Genomic DNA, 13,183 nt, shown 5'->3' with positions numbered 1-13,183 from the left:
ATGGAGTGGGGTAACGATATCTACAAGGCGGTCAAGGACGCCGGTGTCTGTCAGGTCGCGTATGTGCCGGATGCCGGTCATAAGATTTTGATCAATGCCTGTATCGCCGACAATGACATCAAGGCGGTCTCGCTGACGACCGAGGAAGAAGGCGTGGCGGTGAGCGCCGGTGCCTGGCTCGGCGGGGAGAAATGCGTGATGCTGATGCAGTCGTCGGGTGTCGGCAACTGCATCAACATGCTGTCGCTGATCGAGACCTGCCGCTTCCCGTTCGCTGCCTTCGTCACCATGCGCGGCCAGTGGCACGAGTTCAATCCGTGGCAGATGCCGATGGGCACAACGACAAAGCAGGCGCTGGAAACGGCGGGCTGCCTCGTCGACGAGGTCGAGGACCCGGCCGATGTCGGCGCCAAGGCGGCGGCGACGTTGCACAAGGCCTTCGTCGGTCAGCAGTCGGCTGTGCTGTTGTTGAGCCAGCGCCTCGTGCCCGTCAAAACCTTCGGCAAGTGAGGAAGAAATCATGAGTGACCGTGCAGAGAGTTTTCCGCTTCACCGCCGCGACGTCGCCAAGACGCTTTTGAATGCCCGCGACGATTCACTGATCGTCACCGGTCTCGGCTCCACCAACTGGGACTTTACCGCCGCCGGCGATTGCGCGCGCATCTTTCCGCTGTGGGGCGCCATGGGCGGCGCCGTGCCGATGGGATTGGGGCTTGCCCTGGCGCAGCCGTCGAAACGCGTGCTGGTCTGCACCGGCGACGGCGAGATGCTGATGGGCATCGGCGCACTGGCGACGGTTGCCGTGCAGGCGCCGAAGAACCTCGCCATCTGTGTGTTCGACAATGAACGTTACGGCGAAACCGGGATGCAGACGACGCACACCGCATCCGTCGCCGATCTGGCGCTGACGGCGCAGGGGCTCGGCATCAAGAACGCCCAGGTGATCGCCGACGAGGATGCGCTCGCCGCCAATCTGGATGCCATCGTCAATGCGGAAGGCCCGGTGTTCCGGGTCATCAAGGTGCGTGCCGAGCCGCTCGATTTCGTTTTGCCGTCGAAGGACGGGGTGCACCTCAAGAACCGCTTCCGTGCCGAACTGCTGGGACCGGGCGCGGTTTAGCATTCCGTCCTGATCCTGAGGAGCACCCCGAAACTTTCTTGGGCCGCGCCTCGAAGGATGAATTGCAGCAGATACTGGAATCCGGTGCCAGATGCGCTAGCATGCGCCGATCAAACAGGGAGGGTATCATGAACGCTCAGGACATGAGTGCCGTCGAGGCATGCATCCAGAACTATTTTGAAGCACTTTACAGCGGCGACACCGATTTGCTGATGGGCTCGGTGTTTCATCCGAATGCACACCTTTATGCCGCCAATCTGGGCGGCGGTTTCGTCGACTGGCCGATGGACGACTTCCGCAAGGTCATCGAAAGCCGTCCGTCACCCAAGGCCTCCGGGGCCGAGCGGCGCGAACGCATTGTTTCCATGGACGAGGCCGGGCCGGATACGGTCATGGTCAAGGTCGAGGTGCTGGTCGGCACCCGCGAATTCGTCGACTACCTGTCGGTTTTGAAACTCGACGGGACGTGGCAGATCATTTCCAAGACATGCGTCATGATCAAGGATCACGCCGAACAATCGGCGGCTTAAATCAATCCGGGGGAGAAGAAGCATGAGCGACCTCAAAAAATATCAAATGCTGATCGGTGGCGAATGGGTCGACGCGTCCGGCGGTCAGACATTCGAAAGCATGAACCCCTATACCGGTCGGAACTGGGCTGAATTCCAGCGCGCCACGGCGGACGATGCCGATCGCGCCGTGGCGGCGGCCCGCAAGGCGTTTACCACGGGCGACTGGCCGAAGATGACGGCGACGCAGCGCGGACACCTGCTCAGGAAGCTCGGCGATCTGGTGGCGCAGCATGCGGAGTCGCTGGCTGAAACCGAGGTCCGCGACAACGGCAAGCTGCTTGCCGAAATGGGCATGCAGCTCAAGTACGTGCCGCAGTGGTACTATTACTTCGGCGGTCTCGCCGACAAGATCGAAGGCGGCGTCACACCGATCGACAAGCCCGATCACTTCCATTACACGCGCCACGAGCCGCTCGGCGTTGTGGCGGCGATCACGCCGTGGAACTCGCCGCTGTTGCTGGCGGCATGGAAGCTGGCCCCGGCGCTGGCGGCCGGCAACACGGTGGTTCTCAAGCCGTCCGAATTCACCTCCGCGTCCTCGCTCGAATACGCGCGCCTGTTCGAGGAAGCGGGCTTCCCGCCGGGTGTCGTCAATGTCGTCACCGGCTTCGGCCACGAGGTCGGCGCGGCGCTGACCGAGCATCCGGGCGTTGACAAGATCACCTTCACCGGCGGCCCGGAAACCGGCAAGCGGGTCTATGCCACAGGCGCGTCACAGTTGAAGCGTGTTTCGCTGGAACTTGGCGGCAAGTCGCCGAACATCGTGTTCGACGACTGCGACATGGAAAATGCGGTCAAGGGTGCGATTTCCGGCATCTTCGCGGCGACCGGGCAGACCTGTATCGCCGGTTCGCGCTTGCTGGTGCAGGAAAGCATCCATGACGAGTTCGTCGACAAGCTGATCCAGTTGGCGAAGACGGCGAAGATGGGCGATCCGATGCTGATGGACACGCAGGTCGGCCCCGTCACCACGGTGCCGCAGTACGAGAAGATCCTCAGCTACATCGACATTGCCAAGGACGAGGGCGCCGAGGTCCGCATGGGCGGCGCCAAGGCCGAACGCCCGGAATGCGGCGACGGCTATTTCGTCGAGCCGACGGTCTTCACCGGCGTCAACAACCGGATGCGCATCGCCCAGGAAGAGGTTTTCGGCCCGGTTCTGTCGGTGATCCCCTTCAAGGACGAGGAAGAGGCGCTGCATGTCGGCAACGACGTGGTTTACGGCCTTGCCGCCGGGGTCTGGACCCAGTCCATGCGCCGCGCCTTCACGATGTCGCAGCAACTTCGCGCCGGCTCGATCTGGGTCAATACCTACCGCGCCGTCAGCTACATGGCGCCGTTCGGCGGCTACAAGCAGTCCGGTGTCGGGCGTGAAAACGGTCAGGACGCGATCTATGAATTCATGCAGACCAAATCCGTGTGGATGTCGTATGCGACGGAAACGCCCAACCCGTTCATCATGAGATGAGCGCGCCAAAGACGGTTTTGGTCAGCGGCGGGTCCCGGGGCATCGGCGCCGCCGTCGTGCAGCGCTTCGCCGCCGAGGACTGGCGCGTGATCTTCACTTATGTCTCGAACGATGACGCGGCGGGAAAGATCGCCGACGAGACCGGGGCCCGCGCCATCAAGGGCGATGTCGGCGCCGAAGCGGATATTCTGGCCCTGTTCAAGGCGCTGGATGACGACGGCATTTATGTCGACGCCGTCGTCAACAATGCCGGCATCACCGGCCCCAAGCGGCGCTTGGACGAAGCCACATGGGATACGGTGATGGACGTTCTGCGCGTCAACGTCGCGGGCAGCGTCATTATGTGCCGCGAAGCCGTCAAACGCATGTCCACCGTGCACGGCGGCAAGGGTGGGGCCATCGTCAACCTGTCGTCGACGGCGACGCTGCAGGGCAGTCCAAACCAGTGGATCGACTATGCGGCGGGCAAGGGCGCCATCGATATCATGACCAAGGGGCTGGCCCGCGAGGTCGGCGAGGAGGGTATTCGCGTCAACGCCGTGGCGCCCGGCTACACGTTGACGGAAATGTCCATCGCCGGACAGATCGCGACGCGCTTCGAGCAGTTCCGCCACGAAGTCCCGCTGGGCCGCATCGGCACCACCGAAGAAGTGGCGGCGGGCATCTACTGGCTGTGTACCGACGAGGCGTCGTACATCACCGGCTGCGTGCTGCCGGTCGCGGGCGGCAGGGTTTAAGCCCTCTATCCCGGCGCACTGCGTTCGCCACCTTCTCCCCAGGGAGAGGGACAGGGAGAGGGGTGTTAACCCCGGAAATTCAGCATCGTCTGGATGAAGCGCTGCAGCACCGGGCGTATGCCCGCTGCCAAGTCCTCGCGGTAGCTGTAAGGATAAATCTCGTCCATATATGTCGCCCAGCTCAGCTCGAGCTGCACCGCATGCACGTTGTTCTCGGGATCGCCGTAGTGGCGCGTGATATAGCCGCCGATGTAACGGCCGTTCATTTTCCACGTATATCCCGCCGCCTCACCGGCAACGGCTTCGAGGTCGTCCTGCAGACGCTGAGCACAGCTTGCGCCGTTGTTGGTGCCAAGGTTGATGTCCCACAGCTTGCCGTCGAAATAGCGCGGCAGCTCGCTCTTGATCGAATGCGCGTCCCACAAAAGCGCATAGCCGTGTTCGGCCTTAATAGCGTCCAGCGTCTCGGCCAGCTTGGCGTGATACGGCGCGTGATAGCGCTCGGTGCGCTCGGCGATTTCGGCGTCGTCCGGCTCCTGGCCCGGTTTGTAGAGCGGCTCGTTCTGTCCGGTTTTCAGCGGCACCAGCCCCTCGGTGTCCTGACCGGGATACAGGTTGATATTCTCCGGCGGGCGGTTCAGATCGATGCAGAACCGGCTGTGCGTCGCCGCCAGGAAGTGCGCCCCCATGGCCGGCGCGAAGTCGTACAGCATCGGAATATGCCAGTCGGTATCGGGCACGCGTAGCGCCTCTTCGGTCATGCGCGCTTTGATGTCGTCCGGGATATGCGTGCCGGGGTGCGGCGCGTTGATCAGCAGCGGTGAGGTGCCGGGCAGAAAGTCAAATATGTCCATGATGCCTGTCAGTCGTTATTCGGCGGCGTCTGCGCTGGCCGGGGCGGGTTTGGCATAGGGTCTGTCGTGCTCCAGTGCCGGAATGCGGGACCGTGCCTGGGCCACCTCTGCGGGATCGATTTCGGCGATGACAATTGCTTCGTCGTCTTCCGGTCCTTCGGCGATGATTTCGCCCCACGGATTGACGACCAGCGAATGGCCGTAGGTCCGGGCCTTGCCGTGCTTGCCCGACTGGCAGGTGGCAAAGACGAAACAACCGGTCTCAATCGCCCGCGCACGCAGCAGGACGTGCCAGTGATCCTGTCCGGTGCGGTGCGTGAACGCCGCCGGCACGGTCAGGAAATCCGCGCCGGCCTTGGCGAGGTCGCGGTACAGGTGCGGAAAGCGCACGTCGTAACAGATCGTGAGGCCCGTCCTGCCCCACGGCGTGTCGACGATGACGGCGCGCTCGCCGGGGCAAAGGCTGGCGCTTTCGCGGTAGCGGTCGTCGTCGGCGAGATTGACGTCGAACAGGTGAATCTTTTCGTACGTGGCGCGGACGATACCCTGATCGTCGATCATGTATTGCCGGTTATAGGCCCGCCCATCCGGCGCCGGCACGGTGATTGAGCCCAAGTTGATCCAGACCTTCAGTTCGTCCGCAAGTTTCGAGAACTGCACGATGGCCGGATGCGATTCCTCGGGCAGGGGGCCCGTGTGAATGCCTTTTTCGTCGACATTGTAGCAAGAGAAGAATTCCGCGAACTGCAGCATGTTCGCGCCCTGGGCGGCCGCGTCGCGGGCCATTTCACCGGCGCGGTCCAGCGTCGTATGCATATCTGCCTGTGCCGAAGTCTGCACCAGGGCGATCTTGAAGGTATCGGTCATTTCTGCACTCCCATTCGTCGCTTCGTTTAATCATGACGTTGCGAAGCTGTCCAGCCGCGCTAAACTTTCGGCAAGGCGTTGCAAGTGTTACCAATGATCCAATGGCGCCAATCTGGGAGGAATGGGGATGTCCGACGCATCTTCGGATGAAAACATATTCACGCAGGGACTGGACAAGAACGCGGCCAATTACCAGCCGCTGACGCCGCTGTCGTACCTCGATTGGGCGGCGCGCGTTTTCCCGTCGAAGACCGCGGTGATCCATGGGCCGCACCGGTTCACCTGGGCCGAGTTCGATGTCCGCTGCCGCCGTCTGGCGAGCGCGCTGCAAAAACGCGGCATCGGCGTCGGCGATACGGTGTCGGTGATGTCGCCGAACGCGCCGGCGATGCTGGAAGCGCATTACGGCGTGCCGATGTCGGGCGGCGTGCTGAACGCGCTGAATTACCGGCTCGATGCCGAGACCATCGCGTTTATCCTGAAACATGCCGAAACCAAGGTGCTAATCACCGACCGCGAGTATGCCGATGTGATGAAGGACGCGGTGACGATCCTCGATAATCCGGATCTTCTGGTTGTCGACGTCGACGATCCGCTGGCCAAGGGGGGGCAGCTTTTCGGCGAGATAACCTACGAGGAGTTGCTGGCCGAGGGCGATCCGGATCATGTCTGGCAGCCGCCCGCCGACGAATGGCAGGCGATGTGCCTGAATTACACGTCCGGCACCACCGGCAACCCCAAGGGTGTCGTTTATCATCATCGCGGCGGCTATCTGAATGCGCTCGGCAATGCGCTGGTATTCCGCCTCGGCCCGGAAAGCGTCTATCTGTGGACGCTGCCGATGTTCCATTGCAACGGCTGGACCTACACCTGGGCGGTGACGTCGGTCGGCGGCACGCACGTCTGCCTGCGCGATGTCGATCCGGCGCTGATCTTTCCGCTGATCGAAGAACACAAGGTGACGCACATGTGCGGTGCGCCGATTGTGCTCAACATGCTGGTGCATGCGCCGGACAGCGTAAAACGCACCTTCACTCACTCCATCGAGGTCGCCACCGGCGGCGCCGCGCCGCCGTCCACCGTGATATCGCGGATGGCGGATATGGGCTTTAACGTGACGCATCTTTACGGCCTGACCGAAACCTACGGGCCGTCGACGGTGTGCGTATTCCAGGACGAATGGGCCGATCTGCCGCTCGAAGAAAAAGCCACCAAGATGGCGCGCCAGGGCGTGCGCTATCCGACCCAGTTCCATCAGTCGGTGCGCGACCCCGAGACAATGGAACTTGTACCCGAAGACGGCGAGACCATCGGCGAGATCATGTTCCAGTCGAACACCGTCATGCGCGGGTATCTGAAAAATGAAAAGGCCACGGCGGACGCGTTCCGGGGCGGCTGGTATCACACCGGCGATCTGGCCGTGCAGCACCCGGACGGCTATATCGAGGTCAAGGACCGGGCCAAGGATATCATCATCTCGGGCGGCGAGAACATCTCGTCGCTGGAGGTCGAGGAATGTCTGTACAAGCACCCCGGCGTGATGGATTGCGCCGTGGTCGCCATGCCGTCGGAAAAGTGGGGCGAGACCCCGCTGGCGTTCGTCACCACGACCGCCGCCGCCGAAGGCGCGCTGGACGCCAAGGAACTGATCGATTTCTGCAAGGACCGCATGGCACGCTTCAAGGCGCCGACGCGCGTCGAATTCGGTCCGCTGCCGAAAACCTCGACCGGCAAAATCCAGAAATTCGTGTTGCGTGAGCGGGCCAGGGAAATCGCCGCTGACATTGCTGACGAGAAGGACGACTAGATGACTTCCATGTTGATGGGCGGCAAGACGGTGCTGGTCACCGGCGCGTCCTCGGGGCTGGGCCTGCACTTTGCCCGCGTCCTGGCGGCGGCCGGGGCCAGGGTTGCCGTGACGGCCCGGCGCCGCGACCGGCTGGAAAATCTCGCCGCCGAAATCGCCGAAGCCGGGGGCACGGCGCTGGCCGTCGGCATGGACGTCACCGACCGTGACAGCGTCACCGCGGCCCTGGATGAAATCGCCACCGATCTGGCCGTCCCCGACGTGCTGATCAACAACGCCGGGGTCGCGGCGGGCGGCCCGGCCCTCGACGTCACCGATGCCGACTGGCGCAAGGTCATCGACACCAACCTCGAAGGGGCGTGGATCGTGGCCCAGGAAACCGCGCGCCGGATGCGTGACAACGGCGGTGGCAACATCGTCAACACGGCGTCGATCCTGGGATTGCGCGTATCGGCGGGGGTCGCGCCCTATGCCATATCCAAGGCCGCCGTCATCCAGATGACCAAGGTTCTGGCGCTGGAACTGGCGCGCTATCAGATCCGCGTCAACGCGCTGGCGCCGGGCTATATCGAAACCGACCTGAACGAGGATTACCTGCAATCGGATGCCGGACAGACGATGATCAAGCGTATCCCGATGCGCCGCTGCGGACGGCTGCACGATCTCGACGGGCCGTTGCTTTTGCTGGCGTCCAATGCCTCGAGCTACATGAGCGGCGCGGTCATTCCCGTTGATGGCGGGCATCTGGTGAACACGCTTTAGGGAGATCGAACGAATGGCATACGCAGACCGTGACGGGGTGAATATCTATTACGAGGAAACCGGAAGCGGTGCGCCGATCCTGTTCCTGCACGAATACGGCGGCGACAAGCGCAGTTGGGAGCCGCAGGTGCGGCATTTTTCCCGCGATCACCGCTGCATCGTCATGTGTTCGCGCGGCTATCCGCCGTCCGACGTGCCGGAAGACGAATCCCTCTACGGTCAGGATCATGCCAACGCCGACGCCATCGCCGTGATGGATGCGGTGGGCCTTGCCGAGGCCACCGTGATCGGGCTTTCCATGGGCGCCTACACCGGGCTCAGGCTGGCCATTCATCATCCGGACCGCGTCACGGCGCTGGTCGCGGCCTCGGGCGGTGCCGGCTCGCCGCGCGAGCAGCAGCAGGTTTTCCATGACGAGGCCTATGCGCGCTCGGAAGAATACCTCGACGCCGGCAAGATGCTGGCGGACCCGTTCGCCAACGGCCCGACGCGCACCCAGTTGAAGCGCAAGGACATCCGCGGCTGGACGGAGTTCCGCGATCAATTGGCCGAACACCCGGCCATCGGCGCCGCCTATACGCTGCGCCACGTGCAGGGCGAGCGCCCGTCGCTGTATGATTTCGAGGCCGAGTTCAACGCCTGCCCGGTGCCGACGTTGTTGATGGTCGGCGACGAGGACGATGTGTGTCTCGATGTGAACGTATGGCTGAAGCGCGCCATGCCGACGGCGGGACTCAGGGTATTTCCGAAGTCGGGCCATCTGATCAATCTTGAAGACCCGGCGACCTTCAACGCCGAGATCGACGACTTCCTGAAACAGACCCGCGCCGGTGTGTGGCCGGTGCGCGAAGCCTTTGACGGCAATTATGCGGGGATCGGGCCGCGTTAGCCGCGCGGCTTTGCCTTGAGACCCCGACGCGCGCGGGCCAAAATCAGGTAACACCGCCCTGAGAGGACAATATGGACTTCACATTATCGCCCGAGGTCGAGGAAACGCGCCTCGCCATCCGTAAATTCGTCGCCGAGCGCATTCTGCCGCTGGAAGACGACCCCGCCAGCTATGACGATCACGAGAACATCCGTCTCGATCTGGCCAAGCAGATACAGGCGGATGCCCGTGCTGCCGGCCTGTGGTGCCTGTCGATGCCGAAGGAGCGGGGCGGGCGCGGATTCGATACCGTCGGCATGGCGGCGTGTTACGAGGAAATGAACCGTTCGATCTTCGGCCCGGTGTGCTTCAACGCCGCCGCCCCCGACGACGGCAACATGTACGTGCTGAACAAGGTCGCCACCGACGCGCAAAAGGAACAGTGGCTGCAGCCGATCATCGACGGCAAGGTGAAATCGTCCATCGTCATGACCGAACCGGCGCCGGGCGGCGGTTCCGATCCTGGCGGCATGATGCTGACCCGCGCCACGAAGAAAGGCGACAAATGGGTCATCCAGGGCCGCAAGTGGTTCATCACCGGGGCCGGTGTCGCCGATCATTTCATTTTGCTGGCGCGCACGTCAGACGAAGATCGCCGCAACCTGACGGCATTTCTTTTCCACAAGGACACCCCCGGCTGGGAAATCGAACGGCGCATCCCGATCATGGGGCCGGAGGAACACGGCGGGCATTGCGAGCTGATGTTCAACGGCATGGAAATCCCCGACGAGAACCGCCTGATGGGCGTCGGCGAAGGGATGAAGTGCGTACAGATACGTCTCGGCACGGCACGCCTCACGCACTGCATGCGCTGGCTGGGGCTGGCCAAGCGCTCGCTCGAAATCGCCGACGAGTATATTTCCAACCGCGAAGCTTTCGGCATGAAGCTGTCGAAGCGTGAAAGCGTGCAGCTTCTGCTCGGCGATGCGGCCATGGATATCGAGGTCGGGCGTCTGCTGACCATGAAGGCGGCGTGGGCGCTGGATCAGGGATCGCGGGCGCGGACCGAGGTCTCGATGGCCAAGGTCGCCGTCGCCGATGTGCTGTTCAAGGCGGTCGACACGGCGATCCAGTTGAACGGTGCGCGCGGTTATTCCAAGGACACGGTGCTGGAATGGATTTACCGTTACGCCCGTCAGGCGAAGCTGGTCGACGGCGCGTCCGAGGTGCACAAGATGGTGTTGGCGGGTGCGCTTAAGGAACGCGGCATGGACTTCTGGTCATGGGGAAAGCCTGAACAGTGAGCGGGCGCAACGACGACGCCGTCACCAACATGGACCGGGACGCCATCAAACGGCTCGAGGTCTGGCTGGCGCGCCAGTCCGGCGGCCGCGCGCAGGTGCGCGACCTGAAACAGCTTTCCGGCGGCGCCATTCAGGAAAACTGGGCGCTGAAGCTGGACCTGGACGGCGGCGACTGGCCGGGGTCGCACGATCTGGTGTTGCGCAAGGACGCACCGTCGAACGTCGCCGTTTCGCATGGCCGCGCCGAGGAATTCACGATCCTGAAACACGCGCATGAAGCCGGGGTTACGGTGCCGGTGCCGTGTGTACTGTGTGAGGATTTGGACGTGCTCGGCACGCCGTTCTTCATCATGCACCGCGCCGAAGGCACGGCGGCCGGTCACAAGCTCGCGAAGATGGATGCCAACGACGCGCTCGCCGCCGAATTGGGCCGTAATCTGGCGCGCATCCACACGATTGCCGACGCCCCCGATCTGGCCTTCGTCGACAAGCCCGACGGGCCGCCGGCAACATCGTCGGTCGCCGAATACCGTCGCCATCTGGACGCGCTGCCGGGGTCGCATCCGGCGCTGGAATGGGGTCTGCGCTGGCTCGAAGAGAACGCGCCTGAAAATTCGGCAACGGTGTTCTGTCACCGCGATTACCGCACCGGCAATTACATGGTCGCCGACGGCAAATTGACGGCGGTGCTGGACTGGGAATTCGCCGGCTGGTCCGACCCGATGGAGGATATCGGCTGGCTGACGGCGAAGTGCTGGCGCTTCGGTGCCAATGACCGCGTTTGCGGTGGTGTCGGCTCCTTGGATGCGCTGATCGAAGGCTACGAGGCGGAAAGCGGCCGCACGGTCGACCGCGATATGGTCGGCTACTGGCAGGTCATGGCGACCATGCGCTGGGCGGTGATCGCGCTACAACAAGCCGACCGTTTCGTCAGCGGCGGCGAGCGCAATCTGGAACTGGCGCTGACGGCGCACATCGTGCCCGAGCTTGAGTTGGAGATTTTATCCGAGACCGCCCCCGCCGACCCGGCGCGGTTGCCGGATGGCATTGAACCGGTGCGCCCACAGCCGTCGCTGGATGCGTTGCTGGGAATTGCGCGGGACATCGTGCGCGGCGATCTGGCCAACGTGCTCGACGGAGAGGCGCGCTACAAGGCGCTGATGGCGGCCAACGCGCTCGGCATCGTCATGCGCCAGATCGGGGGCGCGGATAGCGCCGGCAACGCGGATGCGGCGGCACTGGCGTCAAGAATCCGCTCAGGCGAAGGAACGGCCGTAGATCATGCTCTGTTACTCGCCCAAGTCCGCGCCACCCTCACGGAGAGCAATCCCCGGGCGTTGGGGTAACGCGCCCTCTCCCAAGGGAGAGGGCAGGATCGCACTTCCCCTCTCCCTTGGGAGAGGGTGGCGAACGGAGTGAGCCGGGAGAGGGGGCTTATTATTCCGCAGGCACCGGGTGATATGCGCCGTCGAGGCCAAGGTATTCAGACCCGCCGTTGCGATAGAACGTCTCGGCGCCGGCATTTTCCAGCACGTCGAGCATCTTCGGCACCGCACCGCCTTCGCGGCATTTCTCGGCGAAGCGTTTCGGCCCGACGGCATCCAGTAGCTCGAACGGCCCCTTGCCCCACGCGAAGCCCCAACGCATGGCGCGATCCACGTTGACGATATCGTCGGAAATTTCCGGGATTAAATCGGCGGCATAGGCCAGCGTCGAGCCCATGATGTCCCAGCAGAACTTCCCATCGGCACTGTCCGCGAACATCACATCGGCGGAAACATCGACGGCAACGTCGAGGCCATCGCGCCATTCGCCGGTGTTCAGATCGAAGGTTTCCTTTTTCCGCGATCCGTCGTCGAGCTTGATCATTTTATAAAACCCGCCGCCGGTCTTGCGGCCGAGCTGGCCGGCTTCCAGCATCGCCTGTTCGGCGGCCGGGAACTTGGTAAAGGCTTCGCCCATGTCGCCTTTCGGCAGGTTGATGGCGAGGTTCTTGCCGACGAAATCCATGATATCCAGACCGATAAGATCGATCAGCCCGTAAAGCCCGGTCGGCGGCAGCCCCATCGGTGCCGACATCAGCGCGTCGATGCGTTCCTGCGACAACCCTGCAGCGCGTGCGTCCGTCGCCGCGTGCAGACCGCGCAGCATCCAGAAACAGCCGATGCGGTTGCCGATGAAGTTGACCGTGTCCTTGGCGTTGACCACGCCCTTGCCCATTTCGCCGCCGAGGAAAGCGCGGAAGGCGTCGATGACGTCGGCGTCGGTCTTTTCGCCCGGCACCAGTTCGCACAGCTTCATGATCTTCACCGGGTTGAAGAAGTGCGTCACCGCGACGTCCTTCAGCAACCGGTCCGGCATGCCTTCGGTGATGTCCCTGAGCGGAATGCCCGACGTGTTGGTCGAGACCACGGAACCGTCCTTCCTGAGCGGCTCGAAACGCTCGAACAGCTTGCGCTTGGTGGCCACATCCTCGATCACCGCTTCGCAGATCCAGTCGTAGTCGGCGATTTTTTCGAGATCGTCCGTCAGCGTGCCGAGCGTGATGTTGGCTTCCTTGCCCGGCGTGTCGATGGCCGGCGGGCGGCCGTTGACGATTTTATCGAGCGCCTTTTCGGCGGCTTCCATCGAGACGTCCAGCAACAGGACCTTGCAGTCCTTTTCGGCGGCCAGCCCGGCGATGCCGGTGCCCATGGTGCCCGCGCCCAGAACGGCGACGGATTTGATCTCACGGCTCATGTTTTTCTCTTTCAGGACTTTCGTTTGACGGTTCCGAAGCTTCTGCCTAATGAGGAGGACAGATTTTGTAAAGTCCATTGCGACG

13 protein-coding genes are annotated in these 13,183 nt (G+C 63.0%); 10 read left to right on the top strand and 3 right to left on the bottom strand.

What is annotated here, in order from left to right:
• The 5 genes from L2D14_16600 to L2D14_16580 all read left to right on the top strand — a co-directional run bounded on the left by L2D14_16600 (position 1) and on the right by L2D14_16580 (position 3,897).
• Positions 1 to 510, top strand: a complete 510-nt coding sequence (locus tag L2D14_16600; protein WNJ99477.1) for a phosphonopyruvate decarboxylase — start codon at positions 1 to 3, stop codon at positions 508 to 510.
• Between the two features lie 10 nt (positions 511 to 520).
• Positions 521 to 1,120 carry a thiamine pyrophosphate-dependent enzyme gene (locus L2D14_16595; GenBank protein WNJ99476.1) on the top strand — a complete coding sequence of 200 codons (600 nt, stop codon included), beginning with the start codon at positions 521 to 523 and terminating at the stop codon, positions 1,118 to 1,120.
• A gap of 128 nt (positions 1,121 to 1,248) precedes the next feature.
• Positions 1,249 to 1,650 (top strand): nuclear transport factor 2 family protein, encoded by a 402-nt coding sequence (locus L2D14_16590; protein ID WNJ99475.1) that lies wholly within the window; start codon positions 1,249 to 1,251, stop codon positions 1,648 to 1,650.
• A 22-nt stretch (positions 1,651 to 1,672) separates the two neighbouring features.
• Positions 1,673 to 3,160, top strand: a complete 1,488-nt coding sequence (locus L2D14_16585; protein WNJ99474.1) for an aldehyde dehydrogenase — start codon at positions 1,673 to 1,675, stop codon at positions 3,158 to 3,160.
• Entirely contained in the window at positions 3,157 to 3,897 is a 741-nt protein-coding gene (locus tag L2D14_16580) for an SDR family oxidoreductase (protein ID WNJ99473.1), read from the top strand. Before L2D14_16585 ends, L2D14_16580 begins: the two co-directional genes overlap by 4 nt.
• 65 nt (positions 3,898 to 3,962) lie before the next feature.
• On the opposite strand, the gene hutG is transcribed toward L2D14_16580, so the two are convergent.
• The gene (gene hutG, locus L2D14_16575; protein ID WNJ99472.1) at positions 3,963 to 4,751 is read right to left on the bottom strand and encodes an N-formylglutamate deformylase; all 789 of its coding nucleotides are present in this window, start codon (positions 4,749 to 4,751) and stop codon (positions 3,963 to 3,965) included.
• A 15-nt stretch (positions 4,752 to 4,766) separates the two neighbouring features.
• Positions 4,767 to 5,618: a carbon-nitrogen hydrolase family protein gene (locus L2D14_16570; GenBank protein ID WNJ99471.1), complete on the bottom strand. Its 852-nt coding sequence runs from the start codon at positions 5,616 to 5,618 to the stop codon at positions 4,767 to 4,769.
• 127 nt (positions 5,619 to 5,745) lie between these two features.
• On the opposite strand from L2D14_16570, the gene L2D14_16565 reads away from it, so the two are divergent.
• The 5 genes from L2D14_16565 to L2D14_16545 all read left to right on the top strand — a co-directional run bounded on the left by L2D14_16565 (position 5,746) and on the right by L2D14_16545 (position 11,705).
• Positions 5,746 to 7,425 (top strand): acyl-CoA synthetase, encoded by a 1,680-nt coding sequence (locus tag L2D14_16565; GenBank protein ID WNJ99470.1) that lies wholly within the window; start codon positions 5,746 to 5,748, stop codon positions 7,423 to 7,425.
• The gene (locus L2D14_16560; protein ID WNJ99469.1) at positions 7,426 to 8,187 is read left to right on the top strand and encodes a glucose 1-dehydrogenase; all 762 of its coding nucleotides are present in this window, start codon (positions 7,426 to 7,428) and stop codon (positions 8,185 to 8,187) included.
• Between the two features lie 13 nt (positions 8,188 to 8,200).
• Positions 8,201 to 9,076, top strand: a complete 876-nt coding sequence (locus tag L2D14_16555) for an alpha/beta hydrolase (protein ID WNJ99468.1) — start codon at positions 8,201 to 8,203, stop codon at positions 9,074 to 9,076.
• A 71-nt stretch (positions 9,077 to 9,147) separates the two neighbouring features.
• Positions 9,148 to 10,359 carry an acyl-CoA dehydrogenase family protein gene (locus L2D14_16550; protein ID WNJ99467.1) on the top strand — a complete coding sequence of 404 codons (1,212 nt, stop codon included), beginning with the start codon at positions 9,148 to 9,150 and terminating at the stop codon, positions 10,357 to 10,359.
• A complete protein-coding gene (locus tag L2D14_16545) occupies positions 10,356 to 11,705 on the top strand; it encodes a phosphotransferase (GenBank protein ID WNJ99466.1) in 1,350 nt (449 codons plus the stop codon). Before L2D14_16550 ends, L2D14_16545 begins: the two co-directional genes overlap by 4 nt.
• A gap of 91 nt (positions 11,706 to 11,796) precedes the next feature.
• Here L2D14_16545 and L2D14_16540 read toward each other — a convergent pair whose 3' ends face one another.
• Positions 11,797 to 13,098 carry a 3-hydroxyacyl-CoA dehydrogenase family protein gene (locus L2D14_16540; protein WNJ99465.1) on the bottom strand — a complete coding sequence of 434 codons (1,302 nt, stop codon included), beginning with the start codon at positions 13,096 to 13,098 and terminating at the stop codon, positions 11,797 to 11,799.
• Positions 13,099 to 13,183: the final 85 nt, after the last annotated feature.

This window comes from Thalassospiraceae bacterium LMO-JJ14 (assembly GCA_021555105.2).
In the GTDB taxonomy this organism is placed as follows: Bacteria; Pseudomonadota; Alphaproteobacteria; order Rhodospirillales; family Casp-alpha2; genus UBA4479.
The sequence above is the reverse complement of the archived record's forward strand: the minus strand, read 5'-3'. Positions and strand labels throughout refer to the sequence as shown.

Bases quoted from the DNA above. Each gene is read 5' to 3' on its own strand.
- L2D14_16600 (WNJ99477.1), top strand. From the start codon at position 1: ATGGAGTGGGGTAACGATATCTACAAGGCGGTCAAGGACGCCGGTGTC.
- L2D14_16595 (WNJ99476.1), top strand. From the start codon at position 521: ATGAGTGACCGTGCAGAGAGTTTTCCGCTTCACCGCCGCGACGTCGCC.
- L2D14_16590 (WNJ99475.1), top strand. From the start codon at position 1,249: ATGAACGCTCAGGACATGAGTGCCGTCGAGGCATGCATCCAGAACTAT.
- L2D14_16585 (WNJ99474.1), top strand. From the start codon at position 1,673: ATGAGCGACCTCAAAAAATATCAAATGCTGATCGGTGGCGAATGGGTC.
- L2D14_16580 (WNJ99473.1), top strand. From the start codon at position 3,157: ATGAGCGCGCCAAAGACGGTTTTGGTCAGCGGCGGGTCCCGGGGCATC.
- hutG (WNJ99472.1), bottom strand. From the start codon at position 4,751: ATGGACATATTTGACTTTCTGCCCGGCACCTCACCGCTGCTGATCAAC.
- L2D14_16570 (WNJ99471.1), bottom strand. From the start codon at position 5,618: ATGACCGATACCTTCAAGATCGCCCTGGTGCAGACTTCGGCACAGGCA.
- L2D14_16565 (WNJ99470.1), top strand. From the start codon at position 5,746: ATGTCCGACGCATCTTCGGATGAAAACATATTCACGCAGGGACTGGAC.
- L2D14_16560 (WNJ99469.1), top strand. From the start codon at position 7,426: ATGACTTCCATGTTGATGGGCGGCAAGACGGTGCTGGTCACCGGCGCG.
- L2D14_16555 (WNJ99468.1), top strand. From the start codon at position 8,201: ATGGCATACGCAGACCGTGACGGGGTGAATATCTATTACGAGGAAACC.
- L2D14_16550 (WNJ99467.1), top strand. From the start codon at position 9,148: ATGGACTTCACATTATCGCCCGAGGTCGAGGAAACGCGCCTCGCCATC.
- L2D14_16540 (WNJ99465.1), bottom strand. From the start codon at position 13,098: ATGAGCCGTGAGATCAAATCCGTCGCCGTTCTGGGCGCGGGCACCATG.